23 protein-coding genes are annotated in these 22,889 nt (G+C 51.0%); 17 read left to right on the top strand and 6 right to left on the bottom strand.

Annotated features, from left to right (window positions below; translation table 11 throughout):
- Positions 1-168: 168 nt before the first annotated feature.
- Entirely contained in the window at positions 169-1,068 is a 900-nt protein-coding gene (locus NNO08_RS10420) for an AraC family transcriptional regulator (RefSeq protein WP_271456674.1), read from the top strand.
- A 90-nt stretch (positions 1,069-1,158) separates the two neighbouring features.
- Here the strand turns inward: NNO08_RS10420 and yghB are convergent, their stop codons facing one another.
- Together yghB and metC are read right to left on the bottom strand one after the other, a co-directional pair.
- On the bottom strand, positions 1,159-1,818 hold the full coding sequence (gene yghB, locus NNO08_RS10415; protein ID WP_137382572.1) for a DedA family general envelope maintenance protein YghB: 660 nt from the start codon (positions 1,816-1,818) through the stop codon (positions 1,159-1,161).
- A 131-nt stretch (positions 1,819-1,949) separates the two neighbouring features.
- Positions 1,950-3,137 (bottom strand): cystathionine beta-lyase, encoded by a 1,188-nt coding sequence (gene metC / locus NNO08_RS10410; protein ID WP_271456673.1) that lies wholly within the window; start codon positions 3,135-3,137, stop codon positions 1,950-1,952.
- Positions 3,138-3,388: 251 nt separating this feature from the next.
- On the opposite strand from metC, the gene exbB reads away from it, so the two are divergent.
- Both exbB and exbD read left to right on the top strand, forming a co-directional pair.
- Complete coding sequence (exbB, locus tag NNO08_RS10405; protein ID WP_271442225.1) at positions 3,389-4,123, top strand: tol-pal system-associated acyl-CoA thioesterase; 735 nt, start codon at positions 3,389-3,391, stop codon at positions 4,121-4,123.
- 6 nt (positions 4,124-4,129) lie between these two features.
- Entirely contained in the window at positions 4,130-4,555 is a 426-nt protein-coding gene (gene exbD / locus NNO08_RS10400) for a TonB system transport protein ExbD (RefSeq protein ID WP_048213224.1), read from the top strand.
- Between the two features lie 73 nt (positions 4,556-4,628).
- On the opposite strand, the gene NNO08_RS10395 is transcribed toward exbD, so the two are convergent.
- Both NNO08_RS10395 and NNO08_RS10390 read right to left on the bottom strand, forming a co-directional pair.
- The gene (locus tag NNO08_RS10395; protein WP_005123132.1) at positions 4,629-5,036 is read right to left on the bottom strand and encodes a hypothetical protein; all 408 of its coding nucleotides are present in this window, start codon (positions 5,034-5,036) and stop codon (positions 4,629-4,631) included.
- Position 5,037: 1 nt separating this feature from the next.
- A complete protein-coding gene (locus NNO08_RS10390; protein WP_271442223.1) occupies positions 5,038-5,442 on the bottom strand; it encodes a hypothetical protein in 405 nt (134 codons plus the stop codon).
- A 103-nt stretch (positions 5,443-5,545) separates the two neighbouring features.
- On the opposite strand from NNO08_RS10390, the gene NNO08_RS10385 reads away from it, so the two are divergent.
- On the top strand, positions 5,546-6,049 hold the full coding sequence (locus NNO08_RS10385) for an ESA_00282 family adhesion-associated protein (RefSeq protein WP_333908952.1): 504 nt from the start codon (positions 5,546-5,548) through the stop codon (positions 6,047-6,049).
- A gap of 82 nt (positions 6,050-6,131) precedes the next feature.
- Here NNO08_RS10385 and NNO08_RS10380 read toward each other — a convergent pair whose 3' ends face one another.
- Positions 6,132-7,172 (bottom strand): aldo/keto reductase, encoded by a 1,041-nt coding sequence (locus tag NNO08_RS10380; protein ID WP_271442221.1) that lies wholly within the window; start codon positions 7,170-7,172, stop codon positions 6,132-6,134.
- Between the two features lie 155 nt (positions 7,173-7,327).
- On the opposite strand from NNO08_RS10380, the gene yghX reads away from it, so the two are divergent.
- The 11 genes from yghX (at position 7,328) to hybG (ending at position 17,196) form a co-directional block, all read left to right on the top strand.
- On the top strand, positions 7,328-8,215 hold the full coding sequence (yghX, locus tag NNO08_RS10375) for a YghX family hydrolase (RefSeq protein WP_271456700.1): 888 nt from the start codon (positions 7,328-7,330) through the stop codon (positions 8,213-8,215).
- Positions 8,216-8,430: 215 nt separating this feature from the next.
- Positions 8,431-10,071 carry a methyl-accepting chemotaxis protein gene (locus NNO08_RS10370; RefSeq protein ID WP_271455560.1) on the top strand — a complete coding sequence of 547 codons (1,641 nt, stop codon included), beginning with the start codon at positions 8,431-8,433 and terminating at the stop codon, positions 10,069-10,071.
- Between the two features lie 85 nt (positions 10,072-10,156).
- A complete protein-coding gene (locus tag NNO08_RS10365) occupies positions 10,157-10,444 on the top strand; it encodes a DUF2623 family protein (RefSeq protein ID WP_048213218.1) in 288 nt (95 codons plus the stop codon).
- Between the two features lie 188 nt (positions 10,445-10,632).
- Complete coding sequence (gene hybO, locus NNO08_RS10360) at positions 10,633-11,751, top strand: hydrogenase 2 small subunit (RefSeq protein ID WP_016154493.1); 1,119 nt, start codon at positions 10,633-10,635, stop codon at positions 11,749-11,751.
- Between the two features lie 2 nt (positions 11,752-11,753).
- Entirely contained in the window at positions 11,754-12,740 is a 987-nt protein-coding gene (gene hybA / locus NNO08_RS10355; protein WP_005123143.1) for a hydrogenase 2 operon protein HybA, read from the top strand.
- On the top strand, positions 12,730-13,908 hold the full coding sequence (hybB, locus tag NNO08_RS10350; protein ID WP_137382580.1) for a Ni/Fe-hydrogenase cytochrome b subunit: 1,179 nt from the start codon (positions 12,730-12,732) through the stop codon (positions 13,906-13,908). Before hybA ends, hybB begins: the two co-directional genes overlap by 11 nt.
- The gene (gene hybC / locus NNO08_RS10345) at positions 13,905-15,608 is read left to right on the top strand and encodes a hydrogenase 2 large subunit (protein WP_003828353.1); all 1,704 of its coding nucleotides are present in this window, start codon (positions 13,905-13,907) and stop codon (positions 15,606-15,608) included. The genes hybB and hybC overlap by 4 nt, the downstream gene beginning before the upstream one ends.
- Complete coding sequence (locus NNO08_RS10340; protein WP_271456671.1) at positions 15,608-16,102, top strand: HyaD/HybD family hydrogenase maturation endopeptidase; 495 nt, start codon at positions 15,608-15,610, stop codon at positions 16,100-16,102. Before hybC ends, NNO08_RS10340 begins: the two co-directional genes overlap by 1 nt.
- Complete coding sequence (gene hybE / locus NNO08_RS10335) at positions 16,095-16,583, top strand: hydrogenase-2 assembly chaperone (protein ID WP_271442646.1); 489 nt, start codon at positions 16,095-16,097, stop codon at positions 16,581-16,583. Before NNO08_RS10340 ends, hybE begins: the two co-directional genes overlap by 8 nt.
- Positions 16,576-16,917, top strand: coding sequence for a hydrogenase maturation nickel metallochaperone HypA (hypA, locus tag NNO08_RS10330; protein ID WP_271456670.1), 342 nt, complete (start codon positions 16,576-16,578; stop codon positions 16,915-16,917). Before hybE ends, hypA begins: the two co-directional genes overlap by 8 nt.
- A gap of 30 nt (positions 16,918-16,947) precedes the next feature.
- Entirely contained in the window at positions 16,948-17,196 is a 249-nt protein-coding gene (gene hybG / locus NNO08_RS10325; protein ID WP_048213216.1) for a hydrogenase maturation factor HybG, read from the top strand.
- 96 nt (positions 17,197-17,292) lie between these two features.
- On the opposite strand, the gene yghU is transcribed toward hybG, so the two are convergent.
- The gene (gene yghU, locus NNO08_RS10320) at positions 17,293-18,159 is read right to left on the bottom strand and encodes a glutathione-dependent disulfide-bond oxidoreductase (protein WP_137382583.1); all 867 of its coding nucleotides are present in this window, start codon (positions 18,157-18,159) and stop codon (positions 17,293-17,295) included.
- 218 nt (positions 18,160-18,377) lie between these two features.
- Here yghU and NNO08_RS10315 point away from each other — a divergent pair, with 218 nt between their 5' ends.
- Both NNO08_RS10315 and gss read left to right on the top strand, forming a co-directional pair.
- The gene (locus NNO08_RS10315; RefSeq protein ID WP_271456669.1) at positions 18,378-20,666 is read left to right on the top strand and encodes an FdhF/YdeP family oxidoreductase; all 2,289 of its coding nucleotides are present in this window, start codon (positions 18,378-18,380) and stop codon (positions 20,664-20,666) included.
- Between the two features lie 152 nt (positions 20,667-20,818).
- The gene (gene gss / locus NNO08_RS10310) at positions 20,819-22,678 is read left to right on the top strand and encodes a bifunctional glutathionylspermidine amidase/synthase (protein WP_271442644.1); all 1,860 of its coding nucleotides are present in this window, start codon (positions 20,819-20,821) and stop codon (positions 22,676-22,678) included.
- The last annotated feature ends 211 nt before the right edge of the window (positions 22,679-22,889 follow it).

Raw genomic sequence — 22,889 nt, 5'->3', positions numbered from 1 at the left:
AAGAGGGTAGGCGAGTGTCTGCCTGATGGTGAACATTGTGGTCGTCAGAAGCGTTCCTCTCAATGCTCATTTCTGCCGATGTCTTGCCCATTTCTACAGACTACTGGAGAAAAGAGATAAAAGTGCGCACTATATCAAGGTTGCAAATCAATGATGAAATGGTGCCCTATGAACCGTGATGAGATCTGTCTCCTGCTGACAGGTAAAATTAAGCAGCTGAAAAACAATGAAAATAAATTGAATGATCTGCTGCCTGATATTCGCTTACTGTATGGCTCTGAACCAGGGGTGCGCACACCAGTGATGTATCAGCCTGGCATCATATTTCTCTTTTCAGGACATAAAATTGGTTATATCAACGAGCGTGTCTTTCGCTATGACGCCAACGAATATTTACTGCTAACAGTACCTTTACCCTTTGAATGTGAAACTTATGCGACACCGGACGTTCCGTTGGCTGGTATCCGCCTGAACGTCGATATCCTGCAATTGCAGGAATTGCTGATGGATATTGGGGAGGATGAGCTGTTCCAGCCCGCAATGGCGGCAAGCGGGATCAATTCGGCGACGTTATCCGATGAAATTCTCTGTGCAGCGGAACGCCTGCTGGATGTGATGGAGCGGCCACTGGATGCACGTATTCTGGGAAAACAGATTATTCGTGAGATCCTCTACCATGTGCTGACCGGGCCACGCGGAGGAGCCTTACTGGCGCTGGTCAGTCGCCAGACACATTTCAGTTTGATAAGCCGTGTGCTGAAGCGAATTGAAACCAAGTACACCGAAAATCTCAATGTTGAGCAATTGGCGGCAGAGGCCAATATGAGCGTGTCGGCGTTCCATCATAATTTTAAATCGGTGACCAGTACTTCACCGTTGCAGTATCTGAAGAGCTATCGATTGCATAAAGCGCGGATGATGATGATTCATGATGGGATGAAAGCCAGTGCGGCGGCAATGCGCGTGGGTTATGAGAGTGCATCGCAGTTTAGTCGGGAGTTCAAACGTTACTTTGGCGTCACGCCAGGGGAAGATGCAGCCAGAATTAGGATGATGCAGGGGAGTTGATCTCTTGTCGAACAGACTGATTCTCCGTAGGCCTTAACGCTGTGCGCTATAAAGCGAAATGCCGGGGTTTACCCGGCCTACGGACGCAGCTCAGGCGCTACAGTATTTTTTTTTAATCACCACAAACAGCGTTCCCAGCAGACCTGCGGTTAGCAGGGCGATTGGCAGGATCATTAAAAATGTCATTACCTGATCTTCGTGGCGTTTAACAAACGGGATCATGCTGAGCGCATAGCCGAAACTGGTGACCACAGTGACCCACAGCAGGCCGCTCAGCCAATTAAAAAACTGGAAGCGACGGTTAGGCAGCCCTGAAATCCCCGCCATGGTCGGCAGCAAGGTGCGTACAAACGCCAGGAAACGTCCGGCGAGTAGAGCCATCAACCCGTGCTGGTCAAACATACAGGTAGCACGCTGATGATATTTTTCAGGTAATTGTGCCAGCCAGCCTTTCACTGTTCGTGTATTGCCCAGCCAGCGCCCCTGAATGTAGCTCAGCCAGCAACCGAGGCTGGCAGCGGCAGTCAGAATCGCTATGGTAGGTAAAAAACTCATCACGTCCTGAGCGATCAGCGCTCCTGCCAGTAATAGCAGGCTGTCACCGGGCAAAAAGGAAGCGGGCAGTAGGCCATTTTCTAAAAACAACGTGGCGAACATCACAAAGTACACCACGCTCACGACGTGTGGGTCCGCCAGCGCGGCAAAATCGTGTTGCCAGAGCGCGGAGATAATATCTTGAATGACTACCATGGACTTTCCTGTGGAACAGCGTTTATAAGTGGATTGTACTCCTGAATTGTCCGGGATGCCTTGATCCCGGACGCAACAATTGCAGACTTTTCCACCAGAAGTGTCTGCATATATGTCCATCTGCGGCAATGTTACTCGATTCGGGTAAATCCTGCGGCTAAATCGGCAATCAGATCGTCAACATTTTCTAAACCGATGTGTAAACGGATGAGCGTGCCGCTGAAATCCACTTTGCCTTGTGGACGGATTGCTGCGATATGTTCCGGTTGGTTCGCCAGAATCAGTGATTCAAAACCGCCCCAGGAATAGGCCATGCTGAACAGGCTGAAGTGATCCAGGTACGCAGACAGTTCTTCATTATTTAGCTTCTTATTCAGAACAAATGAGAACAGGCCGCTGCTACCGGTAAAGTCGCGTTTCCAGAACTCGTGTCCCTTGCTGCCGGGAAGTGCCGGGTGATTCACACGGGCAACCTGCGGATGGTCAGCCAGCCACTCAGCAACTTTCAAACTGCTTTCATGGTGTTGGCGCAGGCGAACGCTTAACGTCCGCAATCCGCGACTGGTCATATAGGCAGTATCGGCATCCAGCATTTGTCCCATCAGATAGGCGTTTTCACGCAGTTGATCCCAGCAACGGGCATTAGATACCGCTGTCCCAACCATGCCGTCAGAATGACCAATCAGATATTTCGTCCCTGCCTGAATTGAGATATCGATATCGAAATCCAGCGCGTTGAACAACACGCCCGCAGCCCAGGTGTTATCAATCATGATGACAGCGTCAGGCACTACGCTTCTGACTGCGGCAACAATGGCTGGAACATCATGAACTTCCATGGTGACAGAACCTGGAGACTCAAGAAAAACGACTTTAGTGTTCGGCTGTATATGCTTCACAATATCCGCACCGACCAGCGGATCGAACCAGCCGGTTGTCACGCCAAGCTTGCCCAGTACCTTAGTGCAGAAATCCTGGCTGGGTTCATAGGCGGTGTTTGTCATCAGCACATGATCGCCTTGTTCAACAAAGGCAAGGATGGTGTTGGCAACGGCTGCTGCCCCGCAAGGGAACAGGGCGCAGCCCGCGCCGCCTTCCAGTTCACACATCGCTTCCTGCAGTGAGAAATGCGTCAGCGTGCCGCGACGGCCATAGAAAAGGGCACCGTTTGCGCGGTTATGCGTCGCCTGTTTTTTCGCCTCAACGGTGTCGAATACCAGTGAAGACGCGCGCTGGATCACGCTATTTACCGAACCCAGCGTGTATTTTTTACTACGCCCGGCGTGAACGAGTTTGGTCTCAAGCTGCTTATCTGCCATGTTGTATTACCTGTTTTTATACGTCTGGATGTCTAAAATAGCATGAATCTCATCTGCCGCGTCCTGCAGAATAGCCATAAAGTACAAAATATTCTCAAATCGATTTCTGGTGACTTTTTTACTGCGTGAGCGCAAGGAAAAGAAACCAAAGGTGCGGCACTATGTAAATAGTAATGAGAACGACTATCAATTCGACGTCGTTTTGATATGATTACGCTCAGATTTTGTGATTTGCGTCCTGGAGATACAGAGTGGGTAATAATTTGATGCAGACGGACCTTTCCGTCTGGGGTATGTATCAGCACGCCGATATCGTGGTTAAGTGCGTGATGATTGGGCTGATTTTGGCGTCAGTGGTCACCTGGGCTATCTTCTTTAGTAAGAGCCTTGAGTTCTTTACGCAGAAGCGCCGTCTTAAGCGTGAACAGCAAATGCTGGCAGATGCCCGCTCTTTAGAAATGGCAAGTGAGATTGCCGCTGGATTCGATGCCAAAAGCCTGGGTTCTCTGCTGATTAATGAAGCGCAGAATGAACTTGAACTGTCAGAAGGCAGTGATGACAACGAAGGAATCAAAGAGCGTACCGGTTTTCGTCTGGAACGTCGCGTTGCCGCAGTTGGCCGTCAGATGGGGCGGGGTAATGGATACCTGGCAACCATCGGGGCTATCTCTCCATTTGTCGGGTTGTTCGGTACAGTATGGGGTATCATGAATAGCTTCATCGGTATCGCACAAACCCAAACCACCAACCTGGCTGTTGTTGCTCCAGGTATTGCAGAAGCACTGTTAGCGACCGCGATCGGTCTGGTTGCGGCAATCCCTGCGGTTGTTATCTACAACATTTTTGCTCGTCAGATTGGCAGCTATAAAGCGATGCTGGGCGATGTCGCGGCGCAGGTGCTGTTGCTGCAAAGCCGTGACCTGGACCTGAGTGCAAGCGCGTCTGCACACCCGGTACGTGCTGCGCAGAAATTACGTGTAGGGTAATGTTCCATGGCAATGAGCTTTAATGAAAACCTGGACGATAACGGTGAAATGCATGACATCAACGTGACGCCGTTTATCGACGTCATGTTGGTATTGTTGATTATCTTTATGGTGGCAGCGCCACTGGCAACCGTAGATGTGAAGGTGAATCTCCCTGCATCCACCAGTACGCCGCAACCGCGTCCGGAAAAACCGGTTTATCTGTCAGTAAAAGCCGATAACACCATGTTTATTGGTAACGATCAGGTTACCGATGAGACGATGATTAACGAGCTAAATGCGTTAACTGAAGGCAAGAAAGACACCACTATCTTCTTCCGGGCAGATAAAACCGTTGACTACGAAACCATGATGAAGGTTATGGATACGTTGCATCAGGCGGGCTACCTGAAGATTGGTTTGGTCGGTGAAGAGACCGTCAAAGCCAAATAATCGTTGTTGCCGGGTGCAGGTTTGACCGTACCCGGCAAGTTTCTCCTGATATCTCCCGTGCAAGTCTTTTACCTTATCTGTTCTCGTCCAACGCAACCGTAGTGATTTTTGTGGGCTCGTAGTTCCCTTCGGATAGCTTACGGGTCAGGCGCAGTGTGGCTGTTTCACGTGCAAGCAGATGCTGGTATGTGCTTTCCAGACGGGCCATGATTTTGTCCCGTAATTCTGGCTGCTGAGCGATGATGGCCTCGATAGTGGCACCGTAAATCTCTTCTTTGGCTTGCAGTGCGTAGATTTCATGACGATTTTGCCATTTCATCCGCACCAGCGCGGCGGGTATAGAAACCATCTCTTGAGCAAGGCTTTCCAGCGTCGCGTTTTTATTGGCTATCAACACAGACAGATTTTGTTTTAAGACAAACTCATCACTTTTGTGGTTATCTAAAGCCAAATAAACATTATTATCTTCAACATCTTTCATTTTATTTCTCTTCCAGAGAATAAAAAATAGGATCGTTGGTTTCGCGAGTAATTAAATTAAGCCAAATTTTGTTGCCTTGTTCATTTATCATGGCTGTATTTTTGGACAGAATTTTACTTAATTCCTGGGCGTTAATGTCGCCTTCCGCCTGTAATGAATTGAGCAGGCGAGTAAATGACTCGATTTTTGCGGCGCGGAAAAGACGCTCTTTTAAATGACGATCGCACTCTTCAAATAACATATTCCGGGATTGGCCGGTAGTTGTGGAGCTAATCAAAATTTCTGATTCGTAATCACTTAGCGTTATCTTTCCCTGAGTCAAATTTTCACTATTTTCTGTGGTATTTGTATTGTTCGGGGTTGCGGATAAATGAAAACGAGAGGGAACAAGATGCTCGGGAAGCATGTTGAAATATCCTTTGCTGCCAATAATATGATGTTTTTAATAAGGTAGGCCGCGTTGACAATAGCATGGGGTAATTTTAAAATCAAAAAAAATGGAGCCTGCTATGAACAGTATATTTTATTCTGTTATTACCCTGCTATTGCTTACCTGCGGGGTACTTTTGCTAATGCGTAGTGCAAATAAAAACCGTTATGCAGAAGATGTTAACGCTCAGCACCAGCCGGAAATGCTAAGTAAAGAAGAGGGAGAAGATCATTTTTCTGCCCTGATGAATTCGATTACTCCGGTATGGTATTGGCGAGTCAATCACGAATATATCGATTTTATCCACTCCACAGTCAAGCGGATGACGATGGTGGAGCTGAATGAAACGCCCGGGCTCTTTGACGCACAGCGGCGCTGTAGCGATCTTAACTCTGCGGTTTATAAATATTACGACAATATCAAAAAGCGCTGCCTCAGCGGGGAGAAAGTCCCGCACGCCGATCTGGATGTGCTTAACTTGCGACAGTGCTTCAGGGAGTTCAGCCTGGAAGCCTATCCTGCACTTGTCGCGCTGGTGTGGCCGGAATACCAGCGTCCATTGATCAAAGAGGACGAGGTGTGATGTGAGGCGAGATTGTCTTGCCCACCCTCATCAGCAGACCATGACGCCGGGTAGAACTATACCCGGCGTCATGGTCAGATCGTTACTTGTCTGATGAGGCTTGCCACAGATTAAGCTTGCCGTCAGCGACATGTTTATCGATCTGTGCCAGTTCTTCGGCACTGAATGTCAGGTTTGCCAGTGCCTGAACGTTCTCTTCTAACTGCTCAGGTCGGCTGGCGCCAATTAATACCGATGTGACCCGGTTATCTTTTAGTAGCCAGCTTAACGCCATTTGCGCCATCGACTGCCCACGCTGTTGTGCCATCTCATTGAGCAAACGCAGACTGCTGAGGTTTGCTTCCGTCAGCATATTTTCCGTCAGTCCGCGGACTTTTTTCCCTTCACGCTGCATGCGGGAACCATCAGGAATACCGTTGAGGTATTTCCCTGTCAGCAACCCCTGCGCCAACGGGGTGAAGGCTATACATCCCATCCCGTTGGATTCCAGCGTATCCAGCAAGCCGCTGCTGTCTACCCAGCGGTTAAGCAGGTTGTAGGATGGCTGGTGGATAAGCAGAGGAATTTTCCATTCCCGCAGCAGTTCGGCCATCTTCTGCGTGCGCTCTGGCGAATAAGATGAGATGCCGACATACAGCGCTTTGCCACTTTGCACGGCCTGGGCCAGCGCGGAAGCTGTCTCTTCCATTGGTGTGTTTTCATCAACGCGGTGCGAATAGAAGATATCGACGTAGTCGAGACCCATACGCTTGAGGCTCTGGTCGAGGCTGGCCAGCAGATACTTGCGTGAGCCGCCAGAACCGTACGGCCCCGGCCACATGTCGTAACCCGCTTTGGTCGAGATAATCAATTCATCACGATAGTGTGCAAAATCCTCGCGCAGTAAGCGACCAAAATTCTCTTCAGCACTGCCCGGAGGCGGCCCGTAGTTATTGGCTAAATCAAAATGCGTGATCCCTAAATCAAATGCTTTTCGCAGCAGTGCTCGTTGTGAATCCAGAGCTTGAACGTGTCCAAAACTGTGCCATAAACCCAGCGATAGCGCGGGCAAGCGCAAGCCGCTGCGACCACAGTAGCGATAGAGCATTTGCTCATAACGTTCAGGATTGGCAAACCAGGCCATGAGATCTCCTTAGTGCAGGTGAATTTCAAAACAACGTTTCTATTCTAGCGGGTTCGTGGTGAATATCCCGTTCCCCAGGTCACATTGGGATGAAAAACTGGGCAAAAACAGACCACTGTGCTTTGCTTAAAAAAACATCACTCAGGAGTGCAACCATGCCGCGTTTGACTGCTAAAGACTTTCCGCAGGAGTTACTCGATTACTATGACTATTACGCCCATGGCAAAATATCTAAACGAGCGTTTCTGAATCTGGCGGCGAAATATGCGGTAGGGGGCATGACGGCACTGGCGCTATTCAATTTGCTGAAACCGAATTATGCTCTGGCAACGCAGGTAGAATTTACCGATCCCGATATTCTGGCAGAATACATTACCTATCCATCGCCTGATGGGCATGGTGATGTGCGAGGTTATCTGGTGAAACCCGCGAAGGTGACGGGGAAGGTTCCGGCAGTGGTTGTGGTACATGAGAATCGCGGTTTGAATCCGTATATTGAGGATGTTGCACGGCGGGTGGCGAAGGCCGGCTATATTGCGCTGGCCCCCGATGGATTAAGTTCACTGGGCGGTTATCCCGGCAATGATGATAAAGGCCGGGAATTACAGCAGCAGGTTGATCCCGTTAAGCTGATGAATGATTTTTTTGCTGCTATTGAATTTATGCAGCATTATTCGATGACGACGGGAAAGGTGGGGATCACTGGATTTTGCTACGGTGGTGGTGTGGCGAATGCAGCGGCTGTTGCTTTCCCTGAACTGGCATGTGCGGTGCCCTTTTATGGGCGTCAGGTTCCGGCTTCCGATGTCCCTAAAATTAATGCGCCTTTATTATTACACTATGCAGAACTAGACACTCGAATTAATGAAGGCTGGCCCGCTTATGAAGCTGCACTCAAAGCGAATGAGAAAATCTATCAAGCATATATCTATCCTGGTGTTAATCATGGTTTTCATAACGATTCGACACCCCGTTATGATAAAGCAGCTGCTGATTTAGCCTGGGAACGCACTCTTGCCTGGTTTGATAAATATTTGTTATGAAAAACAACGCATTATTTACAGCTTTAGATTAATTATCTGAATAATAATGCTACCTAATTTCATTAACATTCATATTGATATGACCCGCAGGGATAATAGATAGACTTAAAAAAGTAAAAAAATAAAGAACGTATTATATCTTCTTCATTGCCTGCCGATAACAAGGGGAAGTATCGCCTGATGGCGAATTCCTCATCAATGGCAAGGAAATTATTATGTATTTGCTGAAAAACTTCACTATTCGTATTGTCATGCTGGCAATACTTGGACTTTTTTGCCTGCTCTGGTCGGGCGTGGGTTTATTCAGTCTTCATGCTTTATCAAAAATATCAGAAGGGAATGATATTGATCGCCATCTCGTCAAACAGATGACGGTGTTGAGTCAGGGTAACGATCAGTACTTTCGCTTTGTGACACGCCTGAGCCGTGCAGTGGATGTCAAAATTGGTGGTGGAACGCCGGATTTTACACCTGCCCAGCAATCGCTGGATAATCTGAGCCAAAAGCTCCAGGAGATGAAAACATTATCTCCGGGGCCGATGGACCCGGAAATTTCAGCAGCAGTGCTGGCCAAGTGGCAAGCTTTGCTGGATAAAGGCGTGATACCGCAAATGCAGCTGGCGCAGCAGGGCTCGCTGACGGCGTTTTCGGAACATGCCAGCACGATTACGCCCGCACTGAGCCGTGAATTTGGTGCCAGCGCTGAACGGTTTAATACCACAGCCGGAAAGAGACTTGATGCGACGCGCATTATGGTAGACGGTAAAACGTCGATCATTCGGACACTGATTATTACTGCCGTTATCCTCGGGATCGCCCTCCTTTTCTTCACCGATCGTTACCTCGTTACCATGATGGTGAAACCTCTCGGCCGTATTCGCCAGCAGTTCCGCCAGATTGCCCAGGGCGATCTCAGCCAGCCGATTGAAGAATTCGGCCGGAACTGTGTAGGCCAACTGGTTCCTTTATTGTGCGCAATGCAGGACAGCCTGCGTGAGGCCGTAAGTACGATTCGTTCAGGCAGTGACAACATCTGGCGAGGCGCTACGGAAATTTCTACCGGCAATAACGATCTCTCTTCCCGTACTGAAGAGCAGGCGGCAGCGCTGGAAGAGACAGCAGCCAGCATGGAAGAGCTAACCGCAACGGTAAAACTTAACGCCGAAAATGCGCGTGAGGCCAGCCAGCTTGCCGATACCGCAACAGAAACAGCAGGTAAAGGCAGCAAATTGGTTTCTGAAGTGGTCGACACCATGGACGGTATTGCTGCCAGTTCTAAACAGATCGCAGAAATTACCTCCGTCATTAATAGCATTGCTTTCCAGACCAACATTCTGGCGCTTAACGCCGCCGTTGAAGCGGCCAGGGCTGGTGAACAGGGACGTGGTTTTGCCGTGGTGGCGGGGGAGGTACGTAATCTCGCCAGTCGTAGCGCTGGCGCGGCAAAAGAGATTGAGACATTAATCGGTGAATCGTCGCGTCGTGTCGACCAGGGGGCTCGACTGGTCAAAGAGACCGGGTTAACGATGGAAGCGATTCTGCGCGGCGCGACCGAAGTGACCGTCATCATGAAACAAATTGCCTCTGCTTCTGAAGAACAGAATAAAGGTATCTCGCAGGTCAGCGTTGCGATCACTCAGATGGACAGCGTGACGCAACAGAATGCCGCATTGGTAGAACAAGTATCCGCTGCGGCAGTGGCACTGGAACGGCAAACGGAAGAGCTGCAACGCTCTGTACAGCAATTCCGGCTTTCAGCCAACGATGTGCAATATGCATCGACAAATACCGCTTCCCCCTCCGCAGAAAGCAGAACCTCTGCAGCGCCTAAAACGGACGAGTGGGTGTCCTTTTAATCTGGCACAAAAAAGTGCGTGATACCTCTGGCCTTTGCTTAAAAAATCGCTATATAATTTATTATATAGCGATTGGAGGTTATGCATGGACAACCATTTTGGTAAGGGCCTGATGGCCGGATTGAACGCTTCAAGTGCGGACAGTGCTCGTTCAGTGGCGAATTTTTGTTCAGATTATAAACGCGGTTTTGTTCTGGGTTTTTCACATCGAATGTTTGAAAAAACGGGCGACCGACAGCTCAGCGCGTGGGAAGCGGGGATCCTGACGCGTCGTTACGGGCTGGATAAAGAGATGGTGATGGATTTCTTCAAAGAGAACCAGTCGAGTACAACAATTCGGTTTTTCATGGCCGGCTATCGGCTCGAAGCTTGATCCAAAAGGGGTATTATCTTGCTTTAATTAATTACACTATTGACCTACGCCTTCGTTTTGTTGCTCCGCCGAAGTATTATAATGCACATAACCATATAAAAAGTGTGGTAATGGCGCGCCGATCGCAATAAGCAACATGCGAATGGTGCAAAATAAAAGCCAGGTCTTCGCAACGGAATAACAATAAAATGACTGGAGATAATTCTCTCATCAATTCGAACGGCATCAATCGCCGTGATTTCATGAAGCTTTGTGCAGCACTGGCCGCTACCATGGGGCTCAGTAGCAAAGCCGCCGCAGAAATGGCCGAATCAGTTTCTCGTCCTCAGCGCCCACCGGTTATCTGGATTGGTGCTCAGGAGTGTACGGGTTGTACTGAATCGCTGCTTCGTGCGACACACCCTACAGTGGAAAACCTCGTTCTGGAGACGATCTCTCTGGAATACCATGAGGTACTCTCTGCCGCCTTTGGCCACCAGGTCGAAGAGAACAAACATAACGCTCTGGAGAAGTACAAAGGGCAATATGTTCTGGTGGTAGATGGTTCTATACCACTAAAAGATAATGGTATTTACTGCATGGTTGCCGGTGAGCCAATTGTGGATCACATCCGCAGAGCGGCCGAAGGTGCAGCAGCGATCATCGCTATCGGCTCTTGTGCCGCATGGGGTGGTGTCGCTGCCGCTGGCGTGAACCCAACAGGTGCCGTCGGCTTGCAGGAAGTTCTGCCAGGCAAAACCATCATCAACATCCCAGGCTGTCCGCCTAACCCGCATAACTTCCTCGCCACGGTCGCGCATATCATCACTTACGGTAAGCCGCCGAAGCTGGATACCAAAAACCGTCCGACTTTTGCTTACGGTCGTTTGATTCACGAACACTGCGAACGTCGCCCGCACTTTGATGCCGGTCGTTTTGCTAAAGAGTTCGGCGATGAAGGTCACCGTGAAGGTTGGTGCCTCTATCATCTGGGCTGTAAAGGGCCAGAAACGTACGGCAACTGTTCAACATTGCAATTCTGCGATGTTGGCGGCGTGTGGCCGGTGGCGATCGGTCACCCTTGCTACGGCTGTAACGAAGAAGGTGTCGGTTTCCATAAAGGCATTCACCAACTCGCCCATGTGGAAAACCAAACCCCGCGTTCAGAGAAGCCTGATGTCAACATGAAAGAAGGCGGCAACATTTCAGCTGGGGCTATTGGGCTGCTTGGCGGCGTAGTAGGACTGGTTGCCGGCGTCAGCGTGATGGCGGTACGTGAATTGGGGCGTCAGCAGAAGAAAGATAACGCTGACTCACGGGGAGAATAACCGTGAACAGACGTAACTTTATTAAAGCAGCCTCCAGCGGGGCATTGCTGTTGGGCGCTGCGCCGTCCATCAGTCATGCGGCTGCAGAAAACCGTCCGCCGATCCCGGGTTCACTTGGGATGCTCTATGATTCGACGTTGTGCGTAGGCTGCCAGGCCTGCGTTACCAAGTGTCAGGATATCAACTTCCCGGCACGTAACCCGGAAGGCGAGCAGACCTGGTCGAACAACGACAAACTGTCACCGTACACCAACAACATCATCCAGGTGTGGCGTAGCGGAACAGGTGTTAACAAAGACCAGGAAGAGAACGGCTACGCATACATTAAGAAACAGTGCATGCACTGTGTCGATCCGAACTGCGTCTCCGTTTGCCCGGTTTCCGCGCTGAAGAAAGACCCGAAAACCGGCATCGTCCACTATGACAAAGATGTCTGTACTGGTTGCCGCTATTGCATGGTTGCCTGCCCGTACAACGTCCCTAAATACGACTACAACAACCCGTTTGGTGCGCTTCATAAATGTGAACTGTGTAACCAGAAAGGCGTTGAACGTCTGGACAAAGGCGGTTTACCGGGATGTGTTGAAGTGTGTCCTGCCGGTGCCGTGATTTTTGGTACGCGTGAAGAGCTGATGGCCGAGGCAAAAAAACGTCTCGCACTGAAGCCTGGCAGCGAATACCACTATCCGCGTCAGACAGTGAACGCTGGTGATACCTATTTGCATACGGTACCGAAGTACTATCCGCACCTGTACGGTGAAAAGGAAGGTGGTGGTACGCAAGTTATGGTGCTGACGGGTGTTCCTTACGAGGATTTGGATCTGCCAAAACTGGATGACCTTTCAACCGGTGCGCGTTCCGAACATGTTCAACATTCCCTGTATAAGGGCATGATTTTACCCCTGGCTGCGCTGGCGGGCTTAACCGTGCTGGTTCGTCGTAATACGAAAAACGACCATCACGATGGAGGAGACGATCATGAGTCATGATCCTAAACCGCTGGGCGGAAGAATAATCAGCAAACCGGTCATTATTTTTGGGCCGTTAATCGTCCTGTGTATGCTCCTGATCGTAAAACGTCTGGTCTTCGGATTGGGGTCAGTTTCCGATCTGAACGGCGGTTTCCCGTGGGGCGTATGGATCGCGTTTGACCTGTTGATCGGTACTGGTTTCGCGTGTGGTGGTTGGGCGCTGGCGTGGGCGGTGTATGTTTTCAACAGAGGACAATACCATCCGCTGGTACGTCCGGCGTTGCTGGCAAGCCTGTTTGGTTACTCGCTGGGTGGTTTGTCGATCACCATTGACGTCGGTCGTTACTGGAACCTGCCGTATTTCTACATTCCGGGTCACTTCAACGTGAACTCGGTACTGTTTGAAACGGCGGTCTGTATGACCATCTATATCGGTATCATGGCGCTGGAATTTGCTCCGGCCTTGTTTGAACGTCTGGGCTGGAAAGTATCGCTCAAACGTTTGAATAAAGTGATGTTCTTTATTATCGCTCTCGGCGCGCTGCTGCCGACCATGCACCAGTCTTCAATGGGTTCATTGATGATTTCTGCGGGCTATAAGGTACATCCGCTATGGCAAGCTTATGAAATGTTGCCACTTTTCTCTGTATTAACCGCCTTTATAATGGGTTTCTCGATCGTCATTTTTGAAGGCTCACTGGTACAAGCGGGTCTGAAAGGTAACGGTCCGGACGAGAAAAGTCTGTTCATCAAGCTGACGAATACCATCAGCATATTGCTGGCGATTTTCGTGGTCCTGCGCTTTGGCGAGTTGATCTACCGCGACAAGCTGTCGTATGCGTTTGCAGGCGATCTTTACTCCGTGATGTTCTGGATTGAAGTCGTGCTGATGGTCTTCCCGCTGGTGGTGCTGCGTGTCACGAAGCTGCGCAATGACTCGCGTATGCTGTATCTGTCCGCGTTGAGCGCATTGCTGGGTTGTGCAACATGGCGTCTGTCCTATTCGCTGGTGGCATTCAATCCTGGTGGTGGCTACCACTACTTCCCGACCTGGGAAGAGCTGTTGATTTCTATTGGTTTTGTGGCTATTGAGATTTGTGCATACATCGTACTCATTCGTCTACTGCCGATACTTCCTCCTTTAAAACAAAACGATCAAAATCGTCATGAGGCGAGCAAAGCATGAGCCAGAGAATTACTATTGATCCGGTAACCCGTATTGAGGGTCATTTACGCATCGACTGCGAAATCGAAAATGGCGTGGTATCTAAAGCATGGGCTTCCGGTACCATGTGGCGCGGCATGGAAGAGATCGTGAAGAATCGCGATCCGCGCGATGCCTGGATGATTGTTCAGCGTATTTGTGGTGTTTGCACCACAACTCACGCTATCTCTTCTGTTCGTGCAGCTGAAAGCGCGCTGAATATTGATGTTCCGGTGAACGCACAGTACATCCGTAACATCATTCTGGCCGCGCATACCACGCATGACCATATCGTGCACTTCTACCAGCTCTCTGCGCTGGACTGGGTGGATATTACTTCCGCATTGAAAGCCGACCCGGCGAAAGCCTCGGCGATGCTGAACGGCGTGTCTTCCTGGCATCTGAACAGTGCTGAAGAGTTCACCAAAGTACAGAACAAGATCAAAGACCTTGTTGCCAGCGGTCAGTTAGGCATTTTTGCCAACGGTTGTTGGGGTCACCCGGCAATGCAGTTGCCGCCTGAAGTGAACCTGATTGCGGTTGCACACTACCTGCAGGCGCTGGAATGCCAGCGTGATGCTAACCGCGTTGTGGCGCTGTTGGGTGGTAAAACACCGCACATCCAGAACCTGGCGGTAGGTGGGGTTGCTAACCCCATTAACCTTGACGGCCTCGGCGTACTGAACCTTGAACGTCTGATGTACATCAAGTCCTTCATCGATAAGCTGAGCGACTTTGTTGAGCAGGTTTACAAGGTGGATACCGCAGTTATTGCGGCGTTCTATCCTGAGTGGCTGGAACGTGGTCAGGGTGCGGTTAACTACCTGAGCGCGCCGGAATTCCCGACTGACGGTAAAAACGGTAGCTTCCTGTTCCCGGGCGGTTATATCACCGATGCTGATCTGTCGACTTATCGTCCGATCACCTCTCACTCCGATGAATACCTGATTAAAGGGATTCAGGAGAGTGCGAAACACGCGTGGTACAAAGACGAAGCACCGCAGGCACCGTGGGAAGGCACAACGGTTCCTGATTACACCGGCTGGTCAGATGATGGCAAATACTCCTGGGTTAAAGCACCGACCTTCTACGGTAAAACGGTTGAAGTGGGTCCGCTGGCCAACATGCTGTGTAAACTTGCTGCTAAGCGCGAGTCTACTCATGCCAAGCTGAATGAAATCATCGCGATTTACACCAAGCTGACGGGTAAAACCATCGAAGTTTCGCAGCTGCACTCTACGCTGGGTCGTATCATTGGTCGCACCGTTCACTGCTGTGAACTGCAGAATGTTCTGCAGGATCAGTACAACGCGCTGATCGTGAACATCGGTAAAGGTGACCACACCACCTTCGTGAAACCGGATATCCCGGCAACAGGCGAATTCAAAGGTGTAGGTTTCCTTGAAGCGCCGCGCGGTATGCTTTCTCACTGGATGGTGATTAAAGACGGCATTATCAGCAACTACCAGGCGGTTGTTCCGTCAACCTGGAACTCCGGCCCACGTAACTTTAATGATGAAGTGGGACCGTACGAGCGTTCGCTGGTCGGTACACCAATTGCCGATCCAAACAAACCGCTGGAAGTGGTTCGTACCATTCACTCCTTCGACCCTTGTATGTCATGTGCGGTGCATGTGGTGGACGTTGACGGGAACGAAGTGGTCTCAGTTAAGGTTCTGTAATGCGGATATTAGTCTTAGGGGTCGGCAATATTTTGCTGACCGATGAAGCCATCGGGGTACGTATCGTTGAGGCATTAGAACAACGATACATCCTGCCAGACTATGTTGATGTTCTGGACGGTGGTACGGCTGGGATGGAGCTTCTCGGCGATATGGCGAACAGAGATCATCTGATTATCGCTGACGCCATTGTGTCGAGAAAAAACACGCCGGGAACGATGATGGTCCTGCGGGACGAAGAGATTCCGGCGTTGTTTACCAACAAAATCTCACCGCACCAGCTTGGCCTGGCCGACGTTTTGTCGGCCCTGCGTTTTACCGGCGAGTTTCCGAAAAAACTGACCCTGGTGGGTATCATTCCGGAATCGCTGGAACCGCATATTGGGCTGACACCGACGGTTGAAGCGATGATTGAACCTGCGCTTGAGCAGGTTCTTGATGCGCTTCGCGAATCTGGCGTTGAAGCGATCCCTCGGGAGGCGGCTCATGTCTGAGGAGTTCTTAGGCTTTCAGACAGCCCCGAAGCAGCAAATTCAGGCGGCGTTTGAAGAGGTTTCCCGACGTTCGATGCACGATCTTTCTTTCCTGCATCCGAATATGCCGGTGTATGTCTCTGATTTTACGCTGTTTGAAGGGCAGTGGACGGGATGCGTTATCACGCCCTGGATGCTCAGTGCACTGATTTTCCCAGGGCCGGATCAGATCTGGCCCGTGCGTAAAGTCAGCGAAAAAATCGGATTGCGTCTGCCGTATGGCGAGATGACCTTTACCGTGGGTGAACTGGATGGTGTATCGCAATACCTCTCCTGCTCGCTGATGTCGCCGCTTTCGCATAGTCTGTCGGCGCAGGAAGGTGTTCGCCTGGCTGACGATTGTGCGCGGATGGTGTTATCGCTACCGGTAAGTGACCCGAATGCGCCGCAGATGGGGCGTCGTGCGCTACTGTTGGGCCGGCGGAACTGCGAAAATGCATGAGCTGTCTCTTTGTCAGGGCGCGGTTGAGATTATTCAGCAGCAGGCAGAGCAGCACGATGTAAAACGCGTTACCGGCGTTTGGCTGGAAATTGGCGCACTCTCGTGTGTTGAAGAGAGTGCCGTCCGTTTCAGTTTCGACATCGTCTGCCAGGGAACACTGGCGCAGGGATGTGAACTGCATATTGATTACAAACCCGCCCAGGCCTGGTGCTGGGATTGCAGTCAGGTCGTAGAGATCACCCAGCATGATGCACAGTGCCCTCTCTGTCAGGGCGATCGCCTGCGGGTAGATGCTGGCGATTCACTGAAAGTGAAAAGTATTGAAGTCGAATAGCCCATAGGTTGCTATGGGGCGGAGTCAGATATGTGTATTGGAGTCCCTGGTCAGGTTCTGGCCGTTGGTGAAGATATTCACCAGCTTGCGCAGGTTGAAGTGTGCGGCATCAAGCGTGATGTTAATATTGCCCTGATTTGTGAAGGCGAACCTGCCGAACTGGTTGGGCAATGGGTGCTGGTGCACGTAGGGTTCGCCATGAGCATCATTGACGAAGATGAAGCTAAATTCACGTTGGATGCACTTCGCCGCATGGAGTATGACGTCACCAGCGCGTGATTTTATGCCGGATGGCGGCGCAAACGCCTTATCCGGCCTACGGTATGGCGTCTTTGTTGGCCTGATGGCGACGCCGGGGCGTCGCCATCAGGCATTTTAACCCTGACGTTTATCTTCGGTATTGGTATCGAAGTCGCTGGCATCATGGCGTTCATGAAGCTGCTCATTCAGCGGTCCGTTAGTGCGGTTTACAATGCGACCACGCTTAACTGCCGGACGTGCTGCAATCTCTTTTGCCCAGCGCTGAACGTGCTTGTAACTACCCGCATCAAGGAATTCTGCCGCATCATAGACATTCCCCAATACCACATTGCCAAACCACGGCCAGACCGCCATATCGGCAATGGTGTACTCATCTCCCGCTACAAACTGATGATGTGCAAGTTGCTTATCCAGCACGTCGAGTAAACGCTTGGCTTCCATTGTGAAGCGATTGATTGCGTACTCAATTTTAACCGGCGCATAGTTGTAGAAGTGGCCGAAACCACCACCGAGGAAGGGGGCCGCGCCCTGTAACCAGAATAACCAGTTCAGCGTTTCGGTGCGTTTTGCCAAATCCTGCGGCAGGAAATAACCATATTTTTCTGCCAAATAGAGCAGGATCGAACCAGATTCAAATACACGTACCGGCGGATTTTGTGAATGGTCGCGTAGCGCCGGGATCTTAGAGTTTGGATTCACTTCAACAAAGCCGCTGGAGAACTGATCGCCATCGCCAATGCGAATGATCCAGGCATCGTATTCCGCACCCTTTACACCCTGCGCCAGCAACTCTTCCAACATAATCGTCACTTTCTGACCGTTTGGCGTACCCAGCGAGTACAGCTGCAACGGATGCTTGCCGACCGGTAGCGTTTTCTCATGCGTTGCACCGGAAACCGGGCGGTTGATATTGGCGAATGCACCGCCGTTTGATTTTTCCCACGTCCAGACTTTCGCGGGCTGATAAGTGTTGTCTGACATGTTGACCTGCCTTCTGAGTGGTTGTGTTGAAGCAGTGTAGCAGCTAGGTAGAACTCAATTTAACAGATTGGGACTTTATGTCGCTTTGTGCTGAAAGGGGAAGATAAAACTAACCCGTTCATTGTACCCAGACTGTACTCCATGAAGAGGAAATCAATATTGGACGGAAATTGCTACCGTACTCACCATCAATAATTGGCGGTCAGTAAGCAGTAACAATGAAAAATGGTGTTCCAGGAGTTAGCGGTTATCAGGGCCCGGCAGGTGGGTGGGGCGCGGTAAAAGCCGTCACTGCTTCGGTGTTTTCGCAAAAGGCTGTTGTACGCGACATTATCGCGATGTTCAAAATGAACCAGGTGAAAGGGTTCGATTGTCCGGGCTGTGCGTGGCCGGACCCGGGTCATCGTGCGCCAATGGAGCTGTGCGAAAACGGCGTTAAGGCCGTGTCCTGGGAAACAACCCGCAAGAAAGCGTCACCGGAATTTTTCAGCCGTCACCCGGTTTCCACACTCTGGCACTACAGCGATTATGAGCTGGAAAATATAGGTCGTCTGACGCATCCAATGAAATACGATGCAGCGTCGGATACCTGGCAGGCCGTGGATTGGAATATCGCGTTTCAGGAAATCGGCGAGCGTCTGCGCAGCTATGACTCAGCACAACAGGTTGAGTTTTACACCTCCGGCAGAACGTCAAATGAGGCGGCGTTCCTGTACCAACTTTTTGCCCGCGAATACGGCAGCAGCAACTTTCCGGATTGCTCAAACATGTGCCACGGTCCTACCAGTGCAGGGTTAACGCAGGCTATTGGCCTTGGGAAAGGGACCGTTGAACTCGATGATTTTGACCATTGCGAACTGGTGATTTGCATAGGACATAACCCCGGCACGAACCATCCGCGCATGCTCACCACGCTGCGCGATGTTGCCAGACGCGGGGCTAAGATTATCTCCATCAATCCGCTGACCGAACGAGGGCTTGAGCGCTTTAGCTTCCCGCAGAGTCCGAAAGAGATGTTCACCGGCCAGGCAACGGAACTCAGCAACGACTACTACCAGGTCAAAATGGGCGGTGATGCCTCATTGCTTAAAGGCATCATGAAGGCGCTGATCGAGATGGATGAAGCGCGGATCTTGTTGAACAGACAACCTTGTCTCGATCATGCCTTTATCGATGAACATACCGATGGCTATTCGGCGCTGTATGACGATTTACGCCAGTGTAGCTGGGCGACGCTGGAATTGGACTCTGGCCTGACGCGCAGCCAGATGGAAGACCTGGCACACAGTTACAACAAGTCCCGCGCGACTATCATCTGCTACGGTCTGGGGATCACCCAGCATAAAAACGGTACTGAGAACGTTCAGCAATTGATCAATCTGCTGTTGCTGAAAGGTAATATGGGCAAGCAGGGCGCAGGGATCTGCCCGCTGCGCGGCCACTCGAACGTGCAGGGTGACCGTTCTGTGGGGATTAACGAGGCAGCATCCGAAGACTTCTTGCAACGCCTGGAAGCGCATTTCTCTATCCGCGTTCCGCGCAAGCATGGCCGCTCCAGCGTGGAGAGTATTCGGGCAATTGAGCGGGGAGAGGCGAAAGCGCTTATCTGCATGGGGGGAAACCTGGCGGTGGCGATGCCGCAACCACAGCGTACCTTCGCCGCGATGAAAAAACTCGATATGCAGGTCCATATCGCAACCAAGCTTAATCGATCGCATTTGCTGTTGGCTAAACATAACTATCTGCTACCCGCATTGGGCAGAACGGAACGCGATCTGCAAGCGACAGGCATTCAGTCGGTGACCGTCGAGGATTCAATGTCGATGGTACACGCCTCCTGTGGTGGGCTGAAACCCGCTTCGCAATGGTTAAAGTCTGAACCGGCAATTGTGGCGGCAATGGCACGCGCCACGCTGCCTCACTCGCCGGTGAACTGGGAGACGTTAGCTGGAAACTACGCGCTGATCCGCGATGCCATTGAAGCTGTGATTCCGGCGTTCCACGATTACAATGCGCGTATTACTGCTCCTGGCGGATTTCGTATGGATACACCAGCCTCACGTCGTGAATGGCATACGGAGAATGGTAAAGCCAACTTTATCGTCAGCCGCCAACGGGCCGTGGTGCGGGAAAACCAACCTGCTGACGCGCTGGTTCTGGCTACGTTGCGCAGTCACGATCAATACAACACCACTATCTATGGCATGAACGATCGCTATCGAGGTATTACCGGTCGGCGCGATGTGGTGTTTTTGAGTGCCACTGAAGCAGCGGCTCGTGGGCTGAGTCAGGGGGATGTTGTCGACGTTCAGGCGCTGGACGATAAGGGGTTGCCCTGTGCCGATCGCGTGATGTACGGGCTAACGGTGGTGATTTACAACATGGCAGCGGGCTCTATTGGTGCTTATCTGCCGGAAGCGAATGTGTTGTTGTCGCTGGATGCGGTAGACACTGAAAGCTTAACTCCGGCGTATAAAAGCGTACCGGTGATGTTGAAGAAAGCGTAGTTCCTGCTGTGAATTTTTCGCCTCTGAGCGCCAGCCGCTGCGTTGAGGTGTATGATAGGTCGACCTCTGTCCGGTTAGTGTCGCAGAGCAGGCAATCAGAGCGAAAAATTCACGCCAACCTGCTCAGGCTGTATTGTTTTGAGGTAAGGTGCATGAGCAAAGGAACGACCACTCAGGATGCCCCATTCGGGACATTATTGGGCTACGCCCCAGGCGGCGTAGCAATCTACTCTTCAGATTACAGCTCCCTCGACCCACGGGACTACGACGATGATGCTGCTTTTCGTAGCTATATCGACGACGAATATATGGGCCACAAATGGCAGTGTGTAGAATTTGCACGCCGTTTTCTCTTCCTCAACTATGGCGTCGTTTTCACGGATGTGGGTATGGCCTGGGAGATCTTCTCCTTGCGCTTCCTGCGAGAAGTGGTGAATGACAACATCCTGCCGTTACAGGCATTCCCGAATGGTTCGCCTCGTGCGCCGGTTGCAGGTGCTCTGCTTATCTGGCAGAAAGGCGGCGAATTTAAAGACACCGGGCATGTGGCAGTCGTCACCCAATTGTTGGAAAACAAAATCCGTATTGCCGAGCAGAACGTGATTCATACGCCGCTGCCGCCAGGGCAGCAGTGGACACGCGAGCTGGAAATGGTCGTGGAAAATGGCTGCTACACGCTGCGTGACACTTTTGATGACACCACCATCCTTGGCTGGATGATCCAGACTGACGACACTCGTCACAGCCTGCCGCAGCCGGAGTTCGCCAATGACTCGCTGAAAATTGGCGGCGCACGACTGGAAGATAACGGGCAGTTTGACGGTAAGTGGCTCGATGAGCAGGACCCGCTGCAAAAAGCCTACGTGCTGGCGAACGGTCATGTGATCAATCAGGATCCGCATCAGTACTTTACGATTACCGAAAGTGCAGAGCAGGAGCTGATTAAAGCGACCAACGAACTGCACCTGATGTATCTGCACGCTACCGACAAGGTGCTGAAAGACGATAACCTGCTGGCGCTGTTTGATATCCCGAAAATCCTCTGGCCGCGTCTGCGCTTATCCTGGCAGCGGCGTCGTCATCATATGATTACGGGGCGCATGGATTTCTGTATGGATGAGCGTGGGTTGAAAGTGTACGAGTACAACGCCGATTCCGCATCCTGCCATACCGAAGCCGGTCTGATCCTCGAAAGATGGGCTGAGCGGGGTTATACCGGGCATGGGCACAACCCGGCAGAAGGACTGATTAATGAACTGGCAGGGGCATGGAAACACAGCCGTGCGCGTCCTTTCGTTCATATCATGCAGGATAAGGATATTGAGGAGAACTACCATGCGCAGTTTATGCAGCAGGCTCTGCACCAGGCTGGTTTCGAAAGTAAGATCCTGCGTGGTCTGGACGAATTGCGGTGGGATGATGCGGGCCAGTTGATTGATGGTGACGGTCGTCTGGTGAACTGTGTCTGGAAAACCTGGGCGTGGGAAACCGCGATTGAACAGGTGCGTGAGGTGAGTGAAACTGAATATGCGGCTGTGCCGATTCGTACCGGACATACTCAGCAGGAAGTGCGCTTGATAGACGTGTTGTTGCGCCCGGAAGTATTGGTATTTGAACCACTTTGGACAGTGATTCCAGGGAACAAAGCGATTCTGCCGATTCTGTGGCAGCTCTTCCCTCATCATCGCTATCTGCTGGATACGGATTTCACGGTGAATGATGAGCTGGCGAAAACGGGTTATGCGGTGAAACCGATAGCTGGGCGCTGCGGTAACAACATCGATTTGGTTAGCCACCAGGAAGAGTTGCTGGATAAAACCAGCGGTAAGTTTGCCGAGCAGAAAAACATTTATCAGCAACTTTGGTGTCTGCCAAAGGTTGCCGGTAAATATATTCAGGTCTGTACCTTCACCGTAGGTGGTAACTACGGCGGGACCTGCCTGCGCGGTGACGAGTCGCTGGTGATTAAAAAAGAGAGCGATATCGAGCCGTTGATTGTGGTGAAGGAGTAAGTTCGTGACCCCGTAGTGGTGGCATTGCCATTGCGGGGTATTCATATATGAGCGATCTTGAATATTCCAAAAACCATGTTTTAGCAGGCTCACTAATTGGATTGGTTTTTCTGCTGAAACCTATTACATAAAATCGTGGACCACGCGCTGGCGATTTTAAGATGTTTTATATATCCAATCTATTTTTTATTTCCCTTCTATTTACTAATTC

The organism is Citrobacter sp. Igbk 17, from assembly GCF_028069775.1.
In the GTDB taxonomy this organism is placed as follows: Bacteria; Pseudomonadota; Gammaproteobacteria; order Enterobacterales; family Enterobacteriaceae; genus Citrobacter.
This window is presented reverse-complemented; position numbering and strand designations above follow the sequence as displayed.